The sequence below is a fragment of the Ancylobacter vacuolatus genome, assembly GCF_030813595.1.
Taxonomy (GTDB): domain Bacteria; phylum Pseudomonadota; class Alphaproteobacteria; order Rhizobiales; family Xanthobacteraceae; genus Ancylobacter; species Ancylobacter vacuolatus.
Genome location: NZ_JAUSUH010000001.1, coordinates 802,111 through 820,205 on the forward strand (window position 1 = coordinate 802,111; position 18,095 = coordinate 820,205).

Consider the following 18,095-nt stretch of genomic DNA (forward strand, 5'->3'; position numbering starts at 1 on the left):
CGCCTCAGGATGACGTGGTTCTCAAGGGCAACGTCATCCTGAGGGCGAGCGAAGCGAGCCTCGAAGGATGCTCGCCCCGTCCAATCCGCCTCAGGCCCGCGCCGCGAGCCAAGCTTCCGCGCGTTCGACCAGCGCCTCGCGCAGGCCGTCATGCTCGACGGTTTCCACCGCCTCGCCGACAAAGGCCTGCACCAGAAGGCTCTGCGCTTCCTTCCTCGGAATGCCGCGGGCGCGCAGATAGAACAGCAGCTCGTCGTCGATCGCCCCGCAGGTGGCGCCATGGCCGCACTGCACGTCGTCGGCGAAGATCTCCAGCTCCGGCTTGTTGTCCATCTCCGCCTCGTCGCCGAGCACCAGCGCGCGGCTCATCATCCGCCCGTCGGTCTTCTGCGCCGCCTGGCGGACGACGATCTTGCCCTGGAAAACGCCGCGCGCGGAATCATCCAGCACGGTCTTGAACAGCTCGCGGCTCTCGCAGCCCGGCACCTGATGGTCGAGGAACAGCGTCGAATCCGCGTGCTGCCGGCCCTTCAGCAGGGTGGCGCCGTTGAAGCCGACATGGCTGTCCTCGCCCGAAAGGGTGGCGTAGAGCGTGGTGCGCGCCACCGCCGCGCCGAGGCCGAAGGTGAAGGCGTGCACCTTCGATTCCCGCCCGACATCGAACAGCAGGGTCGAGAGGTGGAACGCAGAGGCGCCCTCCTCCTGCAGCCGCACCACGTCGAGATGGGCGCCGTCGCCGACGACGAATTCAGTCGCGGCATTGGCCTGGTAGGCGAGGCCGTCCGGCCCCTCGAAGCTCTCGGCATAGGTGAAGGAGGCGCCGGCCCCGACCACCACCAGCGAGCGGGCATACATTGCCGCCGCCGTGCCGCTGGCGAACACATGCGCCACGTGCACCGGCCGCGCGATCGCCGCGCCGGGGGCGATGGTGATCACCACGCCGTCGCGCGCCAGCGCGGTGTTCAGCGCCAGCGAGGCGTCGTAGCGGCTCGGCACGATGCCGCCGATGCGGCTCAAAACCTCGTCGCCCGCCGCCATGGCGGCCGCGAAGGTGGTGAGGCTCAGCCCCTCCTCCAGATCGGCAAGGTCGGACAGCTCCGGTACGACAGCGCCATTGGCGATGACGATGCGGCGGGCCTCGACGCCGCGCAGCAGGCGCGCGCGGGCGTCCGCTTCGGCGATGGCGGCCGTGCCGGCCACCGGCACCGCCTCGCGCATCAGGCTGCGCAGATCGGTGTACTTCCATTCCTCGACCCGCCGGTGCGGCAGGCCGTTCTCCTCGAAGGAGCGGGCGGCGGCGCGGCGCAGATCGGCCAGCCGGTCGCCGCCTCCCGGCACGGTGGCGAGCGAGGCGAGGATCGCCTGCTCGGCCTGCGTGCGGATCGGACGGATGTCAGCGTTCATCTCAGCCACCTCACGCCGCGTCCTGCTGGTACTCGGCATAGCCATTGGCTTCGAGTTCCAGCGCCAGCTCCTTGCCGCCGGAGCGGACGATGCGGCCCTTGTTCATCACATGCACGAAGTCGGGCACGATGTGGTTCAGAAGGCGCTGGTAATGGGTGATGACGATCATCGCCCGGTCGGGCGCGCGCAGCGCGTTGACGCCCTCGGAGACCACCTTCAGCGCGTCGATGTCGAGGCCGGAATCGGTCTCGTCGAGCACGCAGAGCTTGGGCTCCAGAATCGCCATCTGCAGGATTTCCGCGCGCTTCTTCTCGCCGCCGGAAAAGCCGACATTGACGCCGCGCCGCAGCATGTCCTGGTTGATGCCGAGATGGGCGGCCTTGTCCTTGACGAGGCGCAGGAAGTCCGGGGTGGAGACTTCCGCCTCGCCGCGCTTCTTGCGCTGGGCGTTCAGCGAGGCGCGCAGGAAGGTCATGGTGGCGACGCCGGGCACTTCCACCGGGTACTGGAAGGCAAGGAACACGCCCTTGGCGGCGCGCTCGTCGATTTCCATCTCCAGGAGGTCCTCACCGTCGAGGGTGACGGTGCCGTCGGTGACCTCATAATCCTCCTTGCCGGCGAGGATGTAGGACAGCGTGGACTTGCCGGAGCCGTTCGGCCCCATGATGGCGTGCACCTCGCCCGGGTTCACCTTGAGCGAGAGGCCCTTGAGGATCTCCTTGCCGTGTTCGCCGTCGATCTTGGCGTGGAGGTTGTCGATGTCGAGCAGAGCCATATCATCTGTTCCGTTGTCTTGAACCCGATCCGTGGAGGGCCGGATCACGTCCGGCGATGACGAATGCGAGGGTTCTGAAAAATCCGACGTCATGCCCGGACGTGACCCGGGCATCCACGACTTCGAGCGTCAGCCCACCGAGCCTTCGAGGCTCACCGCGATCAGCTTCTGCGCTTCCACCGCGAATTCCATGGGCAGCTGCTGCAGCACGTCCTTGACGAAGCCGTTGACGATCAGGGCCGTCGCTTCCTCGGGGTCGAGGCCGCGCTGGCGGCAGTAGAACAGCTGGTCGTCGGAGATCTTCGAGGTGGTGGCCTCGTGCTCGAACTGGGCGGAAGAGTTCTTACTCTCGATATAGGGCACGGTGTGCGCCCCGCATTTGTCGCCGATGAGCAGGCTGTCGCAATTGGTGAAGTTGCGCGCACCGGTGGCCTTGCGGTGGGCGGTGACGAGGCCTCGATAGGTGTTGTCCGAATAGCCCGCCGCGATGCCCTTGGAGATGATGCGGCTCGACGTGTTCTTGCCGAGATGGATCATCTTGGTGCCGCTGTCGACCTGCTGGCGCCCGTTGGAGATGGCGATGGAGTAGAACTCGCCCTGGGAATTGTCGCCGCGCAGGATGCAGCTCGGGTATTTCCAGGTGATGGCCGAGCCGGTTTCCACCTGCGTCCAGGAGATCTTGGAACGGTCGCCGCGGCAGTCGCCACGCTTGGTGACGAAGTTGAAAATGCCGCCCTTGCCGTCCTTGTCGCCGGGATACCAGTTCTGCACCGTCGAGTACTTGATCTCAGCGTCATCCAGCGCCACCAGCTCGACCACGGCGGCGTGCAGCTGGTTCTCGTCGCGCATCGGCGCGGTGCAGCCTTCGAGATAGCTCACATAGGCGCCCGCGTCGGCGATGATCAGCGTGCGCTCGAACTGGCCGGTGTTGCGCTCATTGATGCGGAAATAGGTCGACAGCTCCATCGGGCAGCGCACGCCCTTCGGCACGTAGACGAAGGACCCGTCGGAGAACACCGCCGAGTTCAGCGTGGCGAAGTAATTGTCCGTCACGGGCACCACAGAGCCGAGATATTTCTTCACCAGCTCGGGATATTCGCGCACCGCCTCGGAGATCGGCATGAAGATCACGCCGGCCTTGGACAGCTCTTCCTTGAAGGTGGTGGCGACCGAGACGCTGTCGAACACCGCGTCGACCGCCACCTTGGTGCCGCCGCTGGCAATGCCGAGCAGCGCGTCGCGCTCGCGCAGCGGAATCCCGAGCTTCTCATAGGTGGCGAGAATCTCCGGGTCTATGTCGTCGATCGACAGTTCGCTCGGGCGCTTGGGCGCGGAATAGTAATAGAGGTCCTGGTAGTCGATCGGCGGGTAGCTCACCCGCGCCCAGTCCGGCTCGCGCATGGTGAGCCAGCGACGGAACGCCTCAAGCCGCCATTCGAGCATCCATTCGGGCTCGTTCTTCTTCGCCGAAATGAAGCGGACCGTGTCCTCGTTCAGGCCCTTGGGAGCCTTCTCGGTCTCGATTTCGGTGAAGAACCCGTACTTGTACTGATCGACATCTAGCGAGCGGACCTGGTCCACTGTCTCCTGTACGGCCGGCATCGTCTCATCTCCTCTCCCACGCGGGGTCAAGGCCCGCGGGTCAGGTCAACCATTCCCGCAGGCGCCGCCAGCTTCCGGCATCGCCTGCGTCGTCACGCGCCGCCCGAAGGCCGCGCAATTCTCATCTCACGCCGCCGCACGGCGACGCAAAAGACCGGGCAACACCCGGCGAAACACGCCGAGTGCCCGGTCGACATCCTCTTCCCCGCTCGACCAGCCGAAGGACAGGCGGATCGCCGAGCGCGCAATGCGCTCGGACACGCCCATCGCCGCCAGCACATGCGAGGCCGCGACCTTGCCCGAGGAGCAGGCGGCGCCGGCGCTCGCCGCCAGCCCCGCGAGATCGAGGGCAATGACGACGGTTTCGGCGGGCACGCCCGGCAGCGCCAAGCACGAGGTGTTCGGCAGCCGGTCGACATCGCCCACGAGCAGGACAAGCTCGGGAAACTCGCACCTTAGAGCGTCTTCAAGCCGTTCGCGCAAGCCATTGATGCGGGTGCCATCGGCTTCCACACAATCGGCCGCGCGCAGCGCCGCCGCCCCGAAGGCGGCAATGGCCGGCACGTTCTCGCTGCCGGCCCGGCGCCCCCGCTCCTGCTCGCCACCGCCGATCAGCGGCGCGGGGCGAAGGTCCGGGTCGGCGAGGATCAGCGCCCCCGCTCCCGGCGCGCCGCCGAGCTTGTGGGCGGAAACCGACATCAGGTCGGCGCCGAGCGCGGGAAGCGACAGCGGAATGCGTCCGGCCGCCTGCACGGCGTCGGTATGCACCAGCGCGCCATGGGCGTGGGCGCGGCGCGCCGCCTCCGCCACCGGCTGGATCACGCCGGTCTCATTATTGGCCACCATCAGCGAGAGCAGCACATGGCGGCCGGCGGCCGAATGGCGTTCCAGCGCCGCGTCGAGCGCGTCGAGCAACACCCGCCCGCGCGCATCGACGGGCAGAACCTCCACCCGCTCGGCGGGGAAGCGATGACCGCGCAGCACGGCGGCATGCTCCACCGCACTCACCAGAAGAATATCATGGACCAGAGGCGTCTCGCCGCGCCGGTAATCGGGCGTCAGCGCCAGCGCATCGGCCTCGGTGCCGCTGGAAGTGAAGATCACCCCGGCCGGATTCGCCCCCACCAGCGCCGCCACCCGTGCCCGCGCCACATCCATCGTCCCGCGCGACGTCCGGCCCTCGGCATGCACGGAAGACCCGTTGCCGGTGGCGTCCAGCGCCGCCAGCAGAGCCTCGCGCGCTTCGGGGCGAACCGGCGATGTCGCGTTATGGTCGAGATAGGTGCGTGCGTTCATGGGTTCGGGGGCTCGTCGTTCCGTTTGCCTCTCCTATATAGGAAGGCGCCGCGCCGTCTGCCCCTTCCTTTGCGCTAAAGCTTGCAAATTCAGGCGTCGTCCGGCATAGCTGACCGTCCCGTCTTCTTCGTAGGGTGCCCGGCCACGCGCAGGTTGAATGCGACGCGGCCGCAACTCGACGTAGATATTTAGAATTATTCTAATAAGTTAGGGCTCCCGCCCCAGGTCGTCAAGGCGCATGCGGTAAGGCAGTCTTTCGGGACGCAGGCCGGAACGGGTTCACGGCCCACCGGACCAATCTCGCCTTGCCCCGCCGCATTCAAGGTCACGAACTTCATGCCCGAGGTCATCTTCACCGGCGAGAAGGGGCGGCTCGAAGGCCGCTACCAGCCGGCCAAGGCGCGCCATGCGCCCATCGCCATCATCCTGCACCCGCACCCCCAGTTCGGCGGCACGATGAACAATCCGGTCGTCTACAACCTCTATTACCAGTTCGTGAACCGGGGCTTCTCGACGCTGCGCTTCAACTTCCGTGGCGTCGGCCGCTCGCAGGGCTCGTTCGACCATGGCCAGGGCGAACTCGCCGATGCCGCCGCCGCGCTCGACTGGGCGCAGTCGATCAACCCGGACGCGCGCGCCTGCTGGATCGCCGGTTTCTCCTTCGGCGCCTGGATCGGCATGCAGCTGCTGATGCGCCGCCCGGAGGTGGAAGGCTTCATCTCCATCGCCGCGCCGGCGAATCTCTATGACTTCTCGTTCCTCGCCCCCTGCCCGTCCTCTGGCCTGTTCGTGCATGGTGACAAGGACGCAGTGGTGCCGTTCTCCGCCGTCACCGGCCTCGTCGAGAAGCTGAAGACGCAGAAGGGCATCGTCATCGACCAGCAGACCGTGCCGGGCGCGAACCACTTCTTCGACGGCAAAACCGAGGACCTGATGGAGGTCGTCGGCGCCTATCTCGACAAGCGCCTGCCCGAGACCGCCAAGAAGACCAGCGCCGCCTGAGGCGCGCCTCCTTCAGGTCCCGACGAACGAAAAGCCCGGCGCTGCAAACGCCGGGCTTTTTACGTAGTGGAGGGGGCGAGGCTCAGTTGAGCACGAGCCGGGTCGGCGGGTTGGTCAGCGTGATCGCGTCGCCATGGCGGGCGATCTCGACGATGCTCTCGGCCGTGTCGGCAGCGCCGGGCACGGAGAAGCTGACCACCTGGTCGGGCTGCAGCGTGGCGGAGACGCGGATCGGGGCGCCGCCGGCAACGGTCAGCGTGGCGACGACGTGATAGCCGTCGTGCTGGGGCGTGTAATACGCCACGCCGTTCACATAGCCGATATTGATGGTCTGGGCGGTGGCGGGCTTCAGGCCGGCCTTGTCGGCGGCACGGACGGGGGCGATGACGGCGACGGCGATGAGGCCGCCGGCGACGGCAAGCGGCAGAATATCGCGGCTGAGGCTGCGCATGTCGAAGGCTCCAAAGTTTCTGTCCAGGCGTTTTGAAGAGGAAGCTGCCTGCCTGGCGAGCCGGACTTCCGGGAGCCGTCAAACTACATGGAATATTGTGCACCGCATCATACGATTTTGCATCGCACGCTTGCGTTTCAGGAATACTGCGACATTCAGTGTAGCATTTTCAGTTTTTCTGAACATACCGTTCAGCTTTGCTGCAGCCCTCGGCGGGTGCCGCAGCTTGCCGATGCAGCAGCTCATGCAGCTGGCGGGGGCACAATGACGCCACCCGTCATCGGGACAGGCACGCCGGTGGTGGAGGGGAAGCTCAACGGCAGCCCCTTCAGCGCCCGCACCGACAGAAAGCCGAAGGCCTGCGCCTCCAGCGCGTCGGTCGACCAGCCGACATCATCGGCCGTCGCCACCTCGATACCGAGCCGCGCCCGCAAGAAGCGCAACAGCGTCGCGTTGTGCGCGCCCCCGCCGGCGGCGACCAGTCGGGTCGGACGCTTCGGCAGATGCGGCAGCACGGCGCCGACACAGGCGGCGCTTAAGGCCGTCAGCGTCGCCACCCCGTTCGCCGTGTTCATGGAATCCAGCCCGGCATGTTCGTTGACCCAGGCGCGGAAATCGTTGCGGTCCAGCGACTTCGGCGGGGGCCGGTGGAAGAAGGGGTGCGTCATCAGCCGGTCGACTACGGCCTCATCCACCGTGCCGTGGGCAGCGATGATGCCTTCGTCGTCGAAGTCCAGATCGGTGCGGGCTTTGAGAAAATCGTCGATCAACGCATTGGCCGGGCCGGTGTCGCAGGCGATCGGGTCGACCATGCCGTCGACATAGGTGACATTGGCCACCCCGCCGAGATTGAGCACCAGCAAAGGCTTCGGCGGCCCCAGCCCACGCGCCAGCGCGCGATGATACACTGGCACCAGCGGCGCCCCCTGCCCGCCGGCGGCGACATCGGCGGCGCGCATGTCATAGACCAGCGTCGGCCCGCGGCCCGTGGTCATCGCGCGGGTTGCCCGCGCCAAGGCGGGCCCATCGCCCAGCTGGACGGTCAGCCCAACCTCCGGCCGGTGCAGCACGGTCTGGCCGTGATAGCCGATGACATCGACCTCCCGATAGGCCGGAAACTCCTTGAGAAAGGCCGCCAGCGCCTGCCCGTGGCGCTCTGTCGAAAGCCGTTCGGCGCGGGCGAGGATGCCGGGACGGGCGTCGCGGTCGGTCAGCTCGCGCGCGTCGACCAGCGCCTGGAACAGCAATTCCCGCGTCTCCGGCGCATAAACATAAGTCCGCCCCGGCCCAAGCGAGGCGATGGTCTCGCCATCCGTCTCGATCAGCGCCACGTCAATGCCGTCGAGCGAGGTCCCGCTCATCAGCCCAATCGCCAACAATGGCCGATCCATCTTTGTCCTCGGGGTGCTTTCGCCGCGCGAAACTGTTAAATCACCCGCCCGTTCCTAACATGGCGTTGATGCCCGCAGGCCCGAGATGAGCACGTTCAAATCCGACTTCCTCCGCACCCTCAGCGAGCGCGGCTTCATTCATCAGATCTCCGATGAACAGGGCCTCGACGCTCTCTTCGCGAAGGAAACGGTGACGGCCTATATCGGCTTCGATCCCACCGCCCCGAGCCTGCATGCGGGCGGGCTGATCCAGATCATGATGCTGCATTGGCTGCAAAAGACCGGCCACCGCGCCGTCTCGCTGATGGGCGGCGGCACCGGCATGGTGGGCGATCCGTCCTTCAAGGACGACGCCCGCCAGCTGATGACGGTGGACACGATCGAGGCCAACATCGCCTCGATCAAGCGGGTCTTCTCGAACTACCTCACCTATGGCGAGGGCCCGACCGATGCGCTGATGATCAACAATGCCGACTGGCTGCGCGATCTCAACTATCTGGAATTCCTGCGCGATGTCGGCCGGCACTTCTCGGTCAACCGCATGCTGTCCTTCGACAGCGTGAAGACGCGGCTGGACCGCGAGCAGTCGCTCTCCTTCCTCGAATTCAACTACATGATCCTGCAGGCCTATGACTTCGTCGAGCTGTCCAAGCGCTATGATGTGCGCCTGCAGATGGGCGGCTCCGACCAGTGGGGCAACATCATCAACGGCATCGATCTCGGCCACCGCATGGGCACAAGCCAGCTCTACGCGCTGACCTCGCCGCTGCTCACCACCGCCTCCGGCGCCAAGATGGGCAAGTCGATCAATGGCGCGGTGTGGCTGAATGCCGACATGCTCGGGCCCTATGAGTTCTGGCAGTACTGGCGCAACACCGAGGACGCCGATGTCGAGCGCTTCCTCAAGCTCTACACCACCCTGCCGATGGACGAGATCGCGCGCCTGGCGCAGGAGGCGAAGGGCTCGGCCATCAACGAGGTGAAGAAGCTCCTCGCCACCGAGATCACCGCCCTGCTGCACGGGCGCGCGGCGGCGGAAGCGGCGGCCGAGACGGCGCGCAAAACCTTCGAGGAAGGCGGCATCGCCGCCGATCTGCCGACCATCGAGGTGCCGACGGCCGAGCTGGCGGCGGGGATCGGCGTGCTGGCCGCCTTCGCCGAGAAAAGCGGCCTCGTCGCCTCCAATGGCGAGGCGCGCCGCCAGGTCAAGGGTGGCGGGTTAAAGGTGAACGACGCCGCCGTCACCGACGAGAAGGCTGTGCTGAGCGAGCGCGACCTGACCCCGGAAGGCGTGATCAAGCTCTCGCTCGGCAAGAAGAAGCACGTGCTGCTGAAGCCGGTTTGAGTTTCGCTGCCGCGCGGCCTCAACCTAGCCAGGTCATGGTCGGGCTTGACCCGGCCCTCCATGTCTTGCGTTCCCGCCCATCAAAGTCGTGGATCCCCGGGTCGAGCCCGGGGATGACGGCGTGAGGGTGAACAGCGCCCCCCAGAGCCACGTCATGGAAACTCACCGCGTCGGGATCACCGCTGGCGGGGTCGGGTCGGGAGCCTGGCGGAACTCGAAGATCTTGCGCAGGAAGCCCGGCGCCACCGCCGAGATCGGGTTGACCCGCAGCGTCGGGCCCGACACCGGGCCGACAATCTCATAGGTCACGCCGACCAGCCCCTCATTGGGACCGCCGCCGAGGAAGAAGCCCAGCACCGGCAGGCGGCTGAACAGATTGTTCAGCCCGTAGGCCGGCACATAGGTGCCGCGCACCGACACGCGGTCATTGGCGAGATCGAGCGTGCCGTCGAAGGTTGAGCCGATCGACGGCCCCCAGATCGCCCCGTCGCGCAGGGTGATCTGCTGGGCGGAGCGCTGGAACTCGACCTGCAGCTTGCGGAAGGAGATGGCCGAGCCCGGCTGCGGGCGCCCGTCGCGCATCGTCGCCGGGGCGGCGGCGATCAGCCGGTCGAGCCCGGCCTCGCCCCGGATCACGAAGTCACGCACATTGATGACACCGCTCTGCGGCCGACCATCGCCCGCTGGCGCGTCGACATCGATCCAGAGATCGCCGCCATAGATCTTGGGGTAGAGGTCGATGAAGCGCAGCAGCGCCCCGGCATCGCTGGTGGCCACCCGCAGCTGCGGTCGGCCATTGCCCTGCGCTTTCAGCTCGCCGGTCACGCCGCCGGTGCGGCCGACGAGCGCACCGAGCGAGAAACTGCGCAGATCGCCATTTCGCCGCGAGATCACGAGGGCGACATCGCGCATCGCCTCGCCATTATTGCCGACGACGACGCCGAGCTTGACGTCGAGATCGATGTCGGGCGGGCGGGCCGTGCCCGGGCCGCTGGGGGGCGTGTCGGTGAGCTGCTTCAGGAAGGCGCGGGCCTCGATCACCTCACCGCGCACCGTCACCTTGTAGGTGCCATCCGCGTTCTCCAGCTTCACGCTGGCCTTGTCGCCATCGGAAAGCTTGAAAGTCGGCAGGTTGGCACTGACCACGGCCGCCTTGGAATCGAGTTCCACCGTGCCGCGAATGTCCACTCCCTGCCCGGTCACCACCAGATCCTCAAGCCGCGTGCCATTGGTGGTGACAACAGCCTTTGCGGTCATCTTCGCCGGCTTGCCGGCGGGCTTGGTCCATCCCGGTACCAGGTCCGCGAGCTTCACGCCGGTTAGGTCGAGCTCGACATCGGCCGTCTTCGCCTTCGCCCCGACCGTGCCCGCCAGCTTGACGCCCAGCGTGCCGGACATGCCGGGCAGCTCGAAGCCGAGCTTCTGCCGTGCGGCGTCGTCCAGCGAGGCGGCGAGCGCGAAGGTCATGTCGCCGGTGGCCGGGCGGCTGTAGTCGAAGCTCGCCGGCGCGCCGCCGAACTTGCCCTGGCCGCGCGCCACCGTCGCTGCCTGGGTCACGAAGGCGCGCACCGTGGCGTCGCTGAGATTCTGGTTAAACACCATCTTCGACGCGCCGAAATCGCTGAGCGTGGCATCGAAGGCGTAATCGATATCCGAAGGCTGGATATTGTCGGACAGCTTGACGCTGATCTGAGCCGTGCCCTTGATCGTTCCCGCGACCGTCTGCGGCTCAATCGGCACATAGGTCGGCCCGCGCAGCGGCGGAATGCCGGCCAGTTCAATGGCGGCGGCGGCCTGCCCGCTCACATTCACCTGCACCTTCGCCTCCGGCTTCTCCGGGGCGGTGTCGGAAATGTCGAAAACGCTCTCGCCAATCTCCAGGCGGCGGTCGCCGGGGGTCTGCATCGCCGCCTTGGCCACCTTCACATGCGCGGTGCGGCCGGTGATCTTCACCACCACGTCGGCATCAATGACCGGGGGAAGACCGGGCACCGGAATGAAGCGCCCATTGGTGCCCGTGATGTCGATGCTCAGTGCCTCTTCGGCGAGCGGGCGGTCGTCATTGCCGATGGAATCCAGCGGCGCGTTGAAGAAGATCTTCGCCGCGGTCACATCGCCCGAAACCAGATGGTCGTACACCCATTTGCGCGGTGCCGGCGCGGCGACGGCCGGCCACAGCCGGATCAGCGACGGCACCGTCATCGGCGTGGCGGTAACGGTCATGGAGAGCGAGGGCGCGGGCCCCGTGAGCTCCAGCGCGCCACCCAGCGTGATGCCGCCCTGCGGCCCTTTCAGCTCGCCGCGATCAATGCTGGCGCGCTGCGCCACCGGATCGAAGGAGAGGTCGAACACGATATCGTCGAGGACAAAGGGCGGCACCTGCGTCTGGTGCGGGCCGCCGCCGAGGAAGCTGGCGCGCGCCGAATGGGTGTGCAGCCGCCAGAGGCCGGCGCTGTCGGCGGGAATCTCCACCGTCCCGGCGAGGTCCATGCCGAAGGGGCCGGCTTGGGCGGTGACGGAGGTGAGGTTGATCCGGCGCGCCGCCGGATCGAGCGAAAAGGCCAGCACCGCCTCGTCAATCAACATGCGCCCGCCGACGTCCGGGCCGACCTGAAGCTCGCCCGCCCCGGCCGCCAGTCGCCCGCTGCTCGCCAGCACCACGCCGCGTGGGTCGATGGTGGCGATGAAATCGATCGACAGCGGCGAGGTGGCGAGAATATCCGCCCCGGCCTTGCCGGCGGCGATCAGCAGGTCGCGCGGCGCGAGGTCGCGCACTTCCAGTTCCAGGTCGCGCCGCCCCTCGTTGAGCGCGCCGACCGTGGCCCGGGCCGACCACGGCCCGTCCATGCCGCCGGCCTTTATGTCGAAGGTCACGCCACCGGCCACCGGGCGTGACAGCGACAGGTCGATGTCGTCGAAGGTCCATTCCCGCCCGCTGGCCTCGTTGCGGATAACAAGGATGCCTTCCTTGAGCCCAATCTCGCTCAGCGTGCCGCCATCGAGCCCGCCCTGGTCGAACTGGCGGGCCAGCGCGGCAAGGCTGGCGAGGCGGAGCGGGCCGAACGGCGTCGGAACCTCGCCTTCCGTCATCGCGACACCGGGCGCGCCTTCGGCAGGCGCCGGCACGCCGGCCGGCGCGGGCATGGGCTCGGGCTCGGCCGTGGGGTCGGCCGTCGGCACGGTGGTGAGCAGCTTGGGCTGCACCCGGGCGCCGTCGGCGGCATCCGCCTCGGTCGAGATGGAAAGCTGGCCCTGCGCGTCGATGAACACATTCAGCCGGACGCCGACCAGATCGACCCGCTCGGGCTGCATCAGCCAGGGCAGCCAGCTGTCCTGCAGCGCCACTTCCGCCTGCGGCGCGGTGGCGATGAGGTCGCCATCATCGTCGCGCACGGTGATATCGGCGGCGTGCAGCACGATGCCGCCCTCCGGCACCCGCTCGGCGACGATGGCGCCGATCTGCACGGTACGCCCGGCGCCGAGCCGCGCCTCAAGCGTGCGCTCGACATAGGGGCGCGCCATGTCGACGGTGAGCACACCGGCGCTGAAGAGAACGTAGATGCCGGCGATCGCGGCAGCGAGAAGGACGAAGGTGGAGCCGCCCGACCAAGCACACATGCGCAGCCAGCGCCGCCCGCGGGCGGGTGTCGCGCAGACCTTCGGCGGCCGCTTGACGCGAAGACGCTTCACCTGGCGCTTGCCGGCCGTCGGCGACCTGTGCGTCGTCTGCTCTTTCATCTACGGCACGAATCCTTGAGGCTGGGTCATAATGCCCGCGCGCATGACAGGCGGCGACACCTTATCCACCTGCATGCTGACATCCCGCTGATAGCTCCGCACAATCAGCGGGGCTCCACGTCCATCGGCAAGCCCGAACGGCAAGCCACCCCAGCCGATCACCCCCAAACACGCCGAAAGGAAGGCACATGACCGAGATAGAGGTGGGAGCCCCCGCACCCGACTTCACTCTGACCACCGATTCGGGCGAGTTGCTGTCCCTCGCCGCCTGCCGGGGTCGAAAGCTCGTGCTGTATTTCTACCCGAAGGCCGGCACCTCCGGCTGCACAGTGGAGGCGCATGACTTCAACCGGCTCAAGGCCGATTTCGACACGGCCGACACGCTGGTGGTCGGCGTCTCGCCCGACCCGGACAAGGCACTCGCCAAGTTCCGCGCCAAGGAGGGCCTCACCTTCCCGCTCGCCGGGAACGAGGACCATGCCATGCTCGAGGCTTATGGCGTGTGGGGCGAAAAATCCATGTACGGCAAGAAATACATGGGCGTCGAGCGGACCACCGTGCTGATTGATCGCGAGGGGCGGGTCGCCCGCCTCTGGCCGAAGGTGAAGGTCGCCGGCCACGCCGAGGAGGTTCTCGCCGCCGCCAGATCGCTTTAGCCCAACGGCGCTGGGAAGAAGGCGGGGTGCCCGGCACCCCGCCGTTCGACGTCGATCAGTCGACATCCTCGACGCTGGCCGGCCCGCCGCCATAGGCGCGCTGCGCCAGCGCCGCTTCCATGAACGGGTCGAGGTCGCCGTCCAGCACTTCCTGGGGCGTGCCCGAGGTGACGCCGGTGCGCAGATCCTTCACCAGCTGGTAGGGCTGGAGAACATAAGAGCGGATCTGGTGGCCCCAGCCGATATCGGTCTTGGCGGCCTGGTCAGCGGCGGCCTGCGCCTCGCGCTTCTTCAGCTCCATCTCGTAGAGCTTGGCGCGCAGCATTTCCCACGCCGTGGCGCGGTTCTTGTGCTGGGAACGGTCGCCCTGCGCCACCACGGCGATGCCGGTGGGAATATGGGTGAAGCGGACGGCGGATTCGGTCTTGTTGACGTGCTGCCCGCCGGCGCCACCGGAACGCATCGTGTCGATGCGCAGATCGCTTTCCTTGATGTCGACGACGATGCGGTCGTCGATGACCGGGTAAACGTCGACGCTGGCGAAGGAGGTCTGGCGCCGGGCGTTGGAGTCGAAGGGCGAGATCCGCACCAGCCGGTGCACGCCGCCCTCGGTCTTCATCCAGCCATAGGCATTGTGGCCCTTGACCAGGATGGTCGCGGATTTCAGCCCGGCGGTTTCGCCCGCCTGCTCGTCCACCAGCTCCACCTTGAATCCGCGGCGCTCGGCCCAGCGCGTATACATGCGCAGCAGCATCAGCGCCCAGTCCTGGCTGTCGGTACCACCGGCGCCGGCATGGACTTCGAGATAGCTGTCATTGGCGTCCGCCTCGCCGGACAGCAGCGCTTCCAGCTGGCGGCGCGCGACCTCGGCCTTCAGCTTGGTCAGCGCGTTTGCCGCCTCGTCGACGATCGAGGCGTCGCCCTCGGCCTCGCCCATCTCGATCAGTTCGACATTGTCGGACAGCTCACGGGTGATGCGCTCCAACGCACCGAGCCCGTCTTCCAGCGTGCCACGCTCCTGCATCAGCTTCTGCGCGCGCTCGGGGTCGTTCCACAGATTGGGGTCCTCGGCGAGCGCATTCAGCTCGGCAAGGCGGGCCTTGGAACGGTCGAAATCGATGTGCTGCCGCAGCAACTGGGCGGCTTCCCGGATTTCGTCGACGCTCGCGGCGAGCTCGGCGCGCATGATGGCTACTCTCGATAGGACATTGAAGGCGGCGGAAAATAGAGGCGTTGCCCCACAGTGTAAACGCCCCGCGCGCCGGTTGGCTCCGGGCGGGCCACACCGAACGCCTTGCAGGGCGCGCCGGCGGCCCTAGGATGCGGCGAACCCTGGCAAAAGGAACATCAGATGCACCTCGTCGGCATGCTCGATTCGCCCTATGTGCGCCGCGTCGCGGTGTCGCTGAACCTGCTCGGCCTGCCCTTCACCCACGAATCCGTCTCGGTGTTCCGCCATTATGAGCGGTTTCAGGGAATCAATCCGGTGGTGAAGGCGCCGACCCTGGTCACCGATGGTGGCGTCGTGCTGATGGATTCGACCCTTATCCTCGAACATGCCGAGAAGCTGGCCGGCCGCTCGCTCGCCCCGGACGAACTCTCCGCGCATGCCCAGGCGCAGCGGCTGATCGGCCTTGCTCTGGCCGCCTGCGAGAAGAGCGTGCAGATCGTCTATGAGAACCAGCTGCGCCCGCAGGAGAAGCGCCACCAGCCCTGGCTGGACAGGGTGAACGAACAGCTCCTCGCCGCCTACCGCCTGATCGAGGCGGAGATTGGCGACGCGAGGATGGAAGATGCGGAGGGCTGGCTGTTCGGCCCGGCGCCGCTGCAGGCGGATATCACCACCGCCATCGCCTGGACCTTCACCACCCGCATGCTGCCCGATCTGCTGCCGGCGGACGCCTTCCCGGCGCTCGCCCGCCTTACCGCCCGCGCCGAGGCGCAGGAGGCGTTCAAGGCCTGGCCCTATGACGGTTGAGAGGCGGGCCGGCGCGGCTCAGTAGAGCCCGCCGGTGCCGCTGGCGCCCACCGCGCGGTCGGCGTCGGGGTTGATGCCGATGGGATTGCCGGCCGCATCGGTGGCGCCGATGATCGAATAGCTGTCGGGCGGCGCCGTGCCCGGCTTGAACGCCTCCAGGATCGAGCCCTCACCCGGCCCGGCGCGCAGGCCGCTCTTCGGGTTGATGCGGATCAGCTTGATGCCGGGCGGCACGCGGAAGGGCACGGCCGGCCGGTCGGCCAGGGCCAGCTTCATGAAGTCGCGCACCACGGGCGCGGCGATCAGGCCGCCGGTCGAACCCTTGCCCATCGGCTTGGGCGTGTCGAAGCCGAGATAGACCGCCACCACCAGTTCCGGGGTGTAGCCGACGAACCAAGCGTCTTTTTCCTCGTTGGTGGTGCCGGTCTTGCCGGCAATCGGCTTGCCGAGCACCTTCAGCGCCGTGCCGGTGCCGCGCTGGACAACGCCTTCCAGCATCGAGGTGATCTGGTAGGCCGTCATCGGATCGAGCACCTGCTCGCGCCGGTCGATCAGCACCGGCTCATTCTGGCCCTGCCAGCCGGCGGCGTCGCAGCCGCGGCATTCGCGCTCGTCATGGCGGTAGATGGTCTTGCCGTAGCGGTCCTGCACGCGGTCGATCAGCGTCGGCTTGATGCGCTTGCCGCCATTGGCGAACATCGAATAGCCGCCGGCCATGCGCAGCGCCGTGGTCTCGCCGGCGCCGAGCGACATGGAGAGCACCGGGAGCAGATTGTCGGAGACGCCGAAGCGCTTGGCGTATTCGACGATCAGCGGCATGCCGAGGTCGTTCGCCAGCCGCACCGTCATCACGTTGCGCGACTGCTCGATGCCGAAGCGCAGGGTCTGCGGGCCATAGAACTTGCCGGAATAGTTTTCCGGCCGCCAGGTCGCCTGCCCCTGCTGGGCCAGCTCGAACGGCGCGTCCATGATGACACTGGACGGCGTGTAGCCATTGTCGATGGCCGCCGCATAGACATAGGGCTTGAACGACGAGCCCGGCTGGCGCTGGGCCTGGGTGGCGCGGTTGAACTGGCTCTCGTCGAAGGAGAAGCCGCCGGCCATGGCCAGCACGCGCCCGGTCGAGGGGTCCATCGCGACCAGCGCGCCTTCGATCTGCGGCTGCTGGCGCAGGCGCCACTGGTCGGGCTTGCCGTCCACCGGCTCGACATAGACCACGTCGCCGGGCTTCAGCACGCCGGCCACGCCGCCCTTGGCGTTGCGAATCGCCCATTTGGCGCCGTCGGCGGTGATCATGCCGACATCGCGCTGGGTGCCGAGCACGCCGGAACGGTCGCGCTGCGGCTGCAGGCCGATGCGCGCGCCCTTGGCGTCGGAATCCAGCACCACGGCGAGCCGCCAGGGAATGTCGGTGAAGGTGCGCACATCGGCGAGGCGCGCACCCCAATCACCCGTCGTCTCGATGCGGGTGACCGGGCCACGGAAGCCGCGCTGCTCGTCATAGCGGGTCAGCCCGTCGAGAAGCGCTTCCTTGGCATATTGCTGCAGCTTGGGGTTCAGCGAGGTCCGCACCGAGAGGCCGCCGCCATACAGCTTATCCTCGCCATAGCGCTCGAAGATCTCGCGACGCACTTCCTCGGCAAAATATTCAGCCGAGAAGATATGCGCGCCGGTCGGGCGCACGGTCACGGAAAGGTCGGTCTTCTTGGCGTCGTCGGCCTGCTGCTGGGTGATGTAGCCGTTCTCGGCCATGCGATCGATCACCCAGTTGCGGCGCTCGACGGCGGCGTCGTGGCGGCGGAACGGGTGATAATTGTTCGGGCCCTTGGGCAGGGCGGCGAGATAGGCGGCCTCGGCGATGGTCAGCTCGGAGACCGACTTGTCGAAATAGAGCAGCGAGGCGGCGGCGACGCCATAGGAGCCGATGCCGAGATAGATCTCGTTCAGATAGAGCTCGAGGATCTTGTCCTTGGAATAGGCGCGCTCCATGCGCAGCGCCAACAGCGCCTCCTTCACCTTGCGGTCGATCGAGACCTCATTGGTCAGCAGGAAGTTCTTGGCCACCTGCTGGGTGATGGTGGAGGCGCCCTGCGGGCGGCGGCCGGAGCCATAATTCTGCAGGAAGGCAAAGGCGGCGCGGCCGATGCCGGTGAGGTCGATGCCGCCATGGGAATAGAAGTTCTTGTCCTCGGCGGCGAGGAAGGCCTCCTTCACCAGCGGCGGAATGTTCTGGATCGGCAGATAGAGCCGGCGCTCGCGGGCATATTCAGCCAGCAGCGAGCCGTCCGCGGCATGGACGCGGGTCATGACAGGCGGCTCGTAGTTCTGCAGCTGGCTGTAGTCCGGCAGGTCCTGCGAGAATTTCCACGCGAAATAGCCGGCCGCCGCCCCGCCGACCACGAAGACGATCGTGCCGAGCGCGAACATGAACCCCAAGAACCGCAGAAGCAGCCGCAT

Annotated in this window: 13 protein-coding genes; 4 read left to right on the forward strand and 9 right to left on the reverse strand. The window is 67.2% G+C overall.

Going from position 1 to position 18,095, the window contains the following annotated elements; translation table 11 throughout:
* Window positions 1–90: 90 nt before the first annotated feature.
* From sufD to J2S76_RS03880, 4 genes are all read right to left on the reverse strand, one after another.
* Window positions 91–1,404, reverse strand: coding sequence for a Fe-S cluster assembly protein SufD (gene sufD, locus J2S76_RS03865; protein ID WP_307057631.1), 1,314 nt, complete (start codon window positions 1,402–1,404; stop codon window positions 91–93).
* Window positions 1,405–1,414: 10 nt separating this feature from the next.
* Window positions 1,415–2,179, reverse strand: coding sequence for a Fe-S cluster assembly ATPase SufC (gene sufC, locus J2S76_RS03870; protein ID WP_126278978.1), 765 nt, complete (start codon window positions 2,177–2,179; stop codon window positions 1,415–1,417).
* 129 nt (window positions 2,180–2,308) lie between these two features.
* Window positions 2,309–3,781 carry a Fe-S cluster assembly protein SufB gene (gene sufB, locus J2S76_RS03875; protein WP_307057634.1) on the reverse strand — a complete coding sequence of 491 codons (1,473 nt, stop codon included), beginning with the start codon at window positions 3,779–3,781 and terminating at the stop codon, window positions 2,309–2,311.
* A gap of 126 nt (window positions 3,782–3,907) precedes the next feature.
* Complete coding sequence (locus J2S76_RS03880; protein ID WP_307057636.1) at window positions 3,908–5,077, reverse strand: cysteine desulfurase family protein; 1,170 nt, start codon at window positions 5,075–5,077, stop codon at window positions 3,908–3,910.
* Window positions 5,078–5,413: 336 nt separating this feature from the next.
* Here J2S76_RS03880 and J2S76_RS03885 point away from each other — a divergent pair, with 336 nt between their 5' ends.
* The gene (locus tag J2S76_RS03885) at window positions 5,414–6,079 is read left to right on the forward strand and encodes an alpha/beta hydrolase (RefSeq protein ID WP_018390502.1); all 666 of its coding nucleotides are present in this window, start codon (window positions 5,414–5,416) and stop codon (window positions 6,077–6,079) included.
* Window positions 6,080–6,161: 82 nt separating this feature from the next.
* Here the strand turns inward: J2S76_RS03885 and J2S76_RS03890 are convergent, their stop codons facing one another.
* Both J2S76_RS03890 and J2S76_RS03895 read right to left on the reverse strand, forming a co-directional pair.
* Window positions 6,162–6,530: a hypothetical protein gene (locus tag J2S76_RS03890; RefSeq protein WP_307057639.1), complete on the reverse strand. Its 369-nt coding sequence runs from the start codon at window positions 6,528–6,530 to the stop codon at window positions 6,162–6,164.
* Window positions 6,531–6,772: 242 nt separating this feature from the next.
* The gene (locus tag J2S76_RS03895) at window positions 6,773–7,891 is read right to left on the reverse strand and encodes an anhydro-N-acetylmuramic acid kinase (protein WP_307057641.1); all 1,119 of its coding nucleotides are present in this window, start codon (window positions 7,889–7,891) and stop codon (window positions 6,773–6,775) included.
* A gap of 115 nt (window positions 7,892–8,006) precedes the next feature.
* Between J2S76_RS03895 and tyrS the strand changes: the two genes are divergently transcribed.
* A complete protein-coding gene (gene tyrS, locus J2S76_RS03900; RefSeq protein ID WP_307057643.1) occupies window positions 8,007–9,266 on the forward strand; it encodes a tyrosine--tRNA ligase in 1,260 nt (419 codons plus the stop codon).
* Window positions 9,267–9,428: 162 nt separating this feature from the next.
* On the opposite strand, the gene J2S76_RS03905 is transcribed toward tyrS, so the two are convergent.
* Window positions 9,429–13,004, reverse strand: a complete 3,576-nt coding sequence (locus J2S76_RS03905; RefSeq protein ID WP_307057645.1) for a YhdP family protein — start codon at window positions 13,002–13,004, stop codon at window positions 9,429–9,431.
* A gap of 188 nt (window positions 13,005–13,192) precedes the next feature.
* On the opposite strand from J2S76_RS03905, the gene J2S76_RS03910 reads away from it, so the two are divergent.
* Complete coding sequence (locus J2S76_RS03910; protein WP_307057647.1) at window positions 13,193–13,660, forward strand: peroxiredoxin; 468 nt, start codon at window positions 13,193–13,195, stop codon at window positions 13,658–13,660.
* A gap of 55 nt (window positions 13,661–13,715) precedes the next feature.
* Here the strand turns inward: J2S76_RS03910 and prfB are convergent, their stop codons facing one another.
* Window positions 13,716–14,846 (reverse strand): peptide chain release factor 2, encoded by a 1,131-nt coding sequence (prfB, locus tag J2S76_RS03915; protein ID WP_018390496.1) that lies wholly within the window; start codon window positions 14,844–14,846, stop codon window positions 13,716–13,718.
* A gap of 165 nt (window positions 14,847–15,011) precedes the next feature.
* Here prfB and J2S76_RS03920 point away from each other — a divergent pair, with 165 nt between their 5' ends.
* Complete coding sequence (locus J2S76_RS03920; protein WP_307057649.1) at window positions 15,012–15,638, forward strand: glutathione S-transferase family protein; 627 nt, start codon at window positions 15,012–15,014, stop codon at window positions 15,636–15,638.
* A gap of 18 nt (window positions 15,639–15,656) precedes the next feature.
* On the opposite strand, the gene J2S76_RS03925 is transcribed toward J2S76_RS03920, so the two are convergent.
* Window positions 15,657–18,095 (reverse strand): penicillin-binding protein 1A, encoded by a 2,439-nt coding sequence (locus tag J2S76_RS03925; RefSeq protein WP_307057651.1) that lies wholly within the window; start codon window positions 18,093–18,095, stop codon window positions 15,657–15,659.

Bases quoted from the DNA above. Each gene is read 5' to 3' on its own strand.
- J2S76_RS03880 (WP_307057636.1), bottom strand. From the start codon at position 5,077: ATGAACGCACGCACCTATCTCGACCATAACGCGACATCGCCGGTTCGC.
- J2S76_RS03895 (WP_307057641.1), bottom strand. From the start codon at position 7,891: ATGAGCGGGACCTCGCTCGACGGCATTGACGTGGCGCTGATCGAGACG.
- sufB (WP_307057634.1), bottom strand. From the start codon at position 3,781: ATGCCGGCCGTACAGGAGACAGTGGACCAGGTCCGCTCGCTAGATGTC.
- sufC (WP_126278978.1), bottom strand. From the start codon at position 2,179: ATGGCTCTGCTCGACATCGACAACCTCCACGCCAAGATCGACGGCGAA.
- J2S76_RS03885 (WP_018390502.1), top strand. From the start codon at position 5,414: ATGCCCGAGGTCATCTTCACCGGCGAGAAGGGGCGGCTCGAAGGCCGC.
- tyrS (WP_307057643.1), top strand. From the start codon at position 8,007: ATGAGCACGTTCAAATCCGACTTCCTCCGCACCCTCAGCGAGCGCGGC.
- J2S76_RS03890 (WP_307057639.1), bottom strand. From the start codon at position 6,530: ATGCGCAGCCTCAGCCGCGATATTCTGCCGCTTGCCGTCGCCGGCGGC.
- J2S76_RS03925 (WP_307057651.1), bottom strand. From the start codon at position 18,095: ATGCGGCTGCTTCTGCGGTTCTTGGGGTTCATGTTCGCGCTCGGCACG.
- prfB (WP_018390496.1), bottom strand. From the start codon at position 14,846: ATGCGCGCCGAGCTCGCCGCGAGCGTCGACGAAATCCGGGAAGCCGCC.
- J2S76_RS03910 (WP_307057647.1), top strand. From the start codon at position 13,193: ATGACCGAGATAGAGGTGGGAGCCCCCGCACCCGACTTCACTCTGACC.
- sufD (WP_307057631.1), bottom strand. From the start codon at position 1,404: ATGAACGCTGACATCCGTCCGATCCGCACGCAGGCCGAGCAGGCGATC.
- J2S76_RS03920 (WP_307057649.1), top strand. From the start codon at position 15,012: ATGCACCTCGTCGGCATGCTCGATTCGCCCTATGTGCGCCGCGTCGCG.
- J2S76_RS03905 (WP_307057645.1), bottom strand. From the start codon at position 13,004: ATGAAAGAGCAGACGACGCACAGGTCGCCGACGGCCGGCAAGCGCCAG.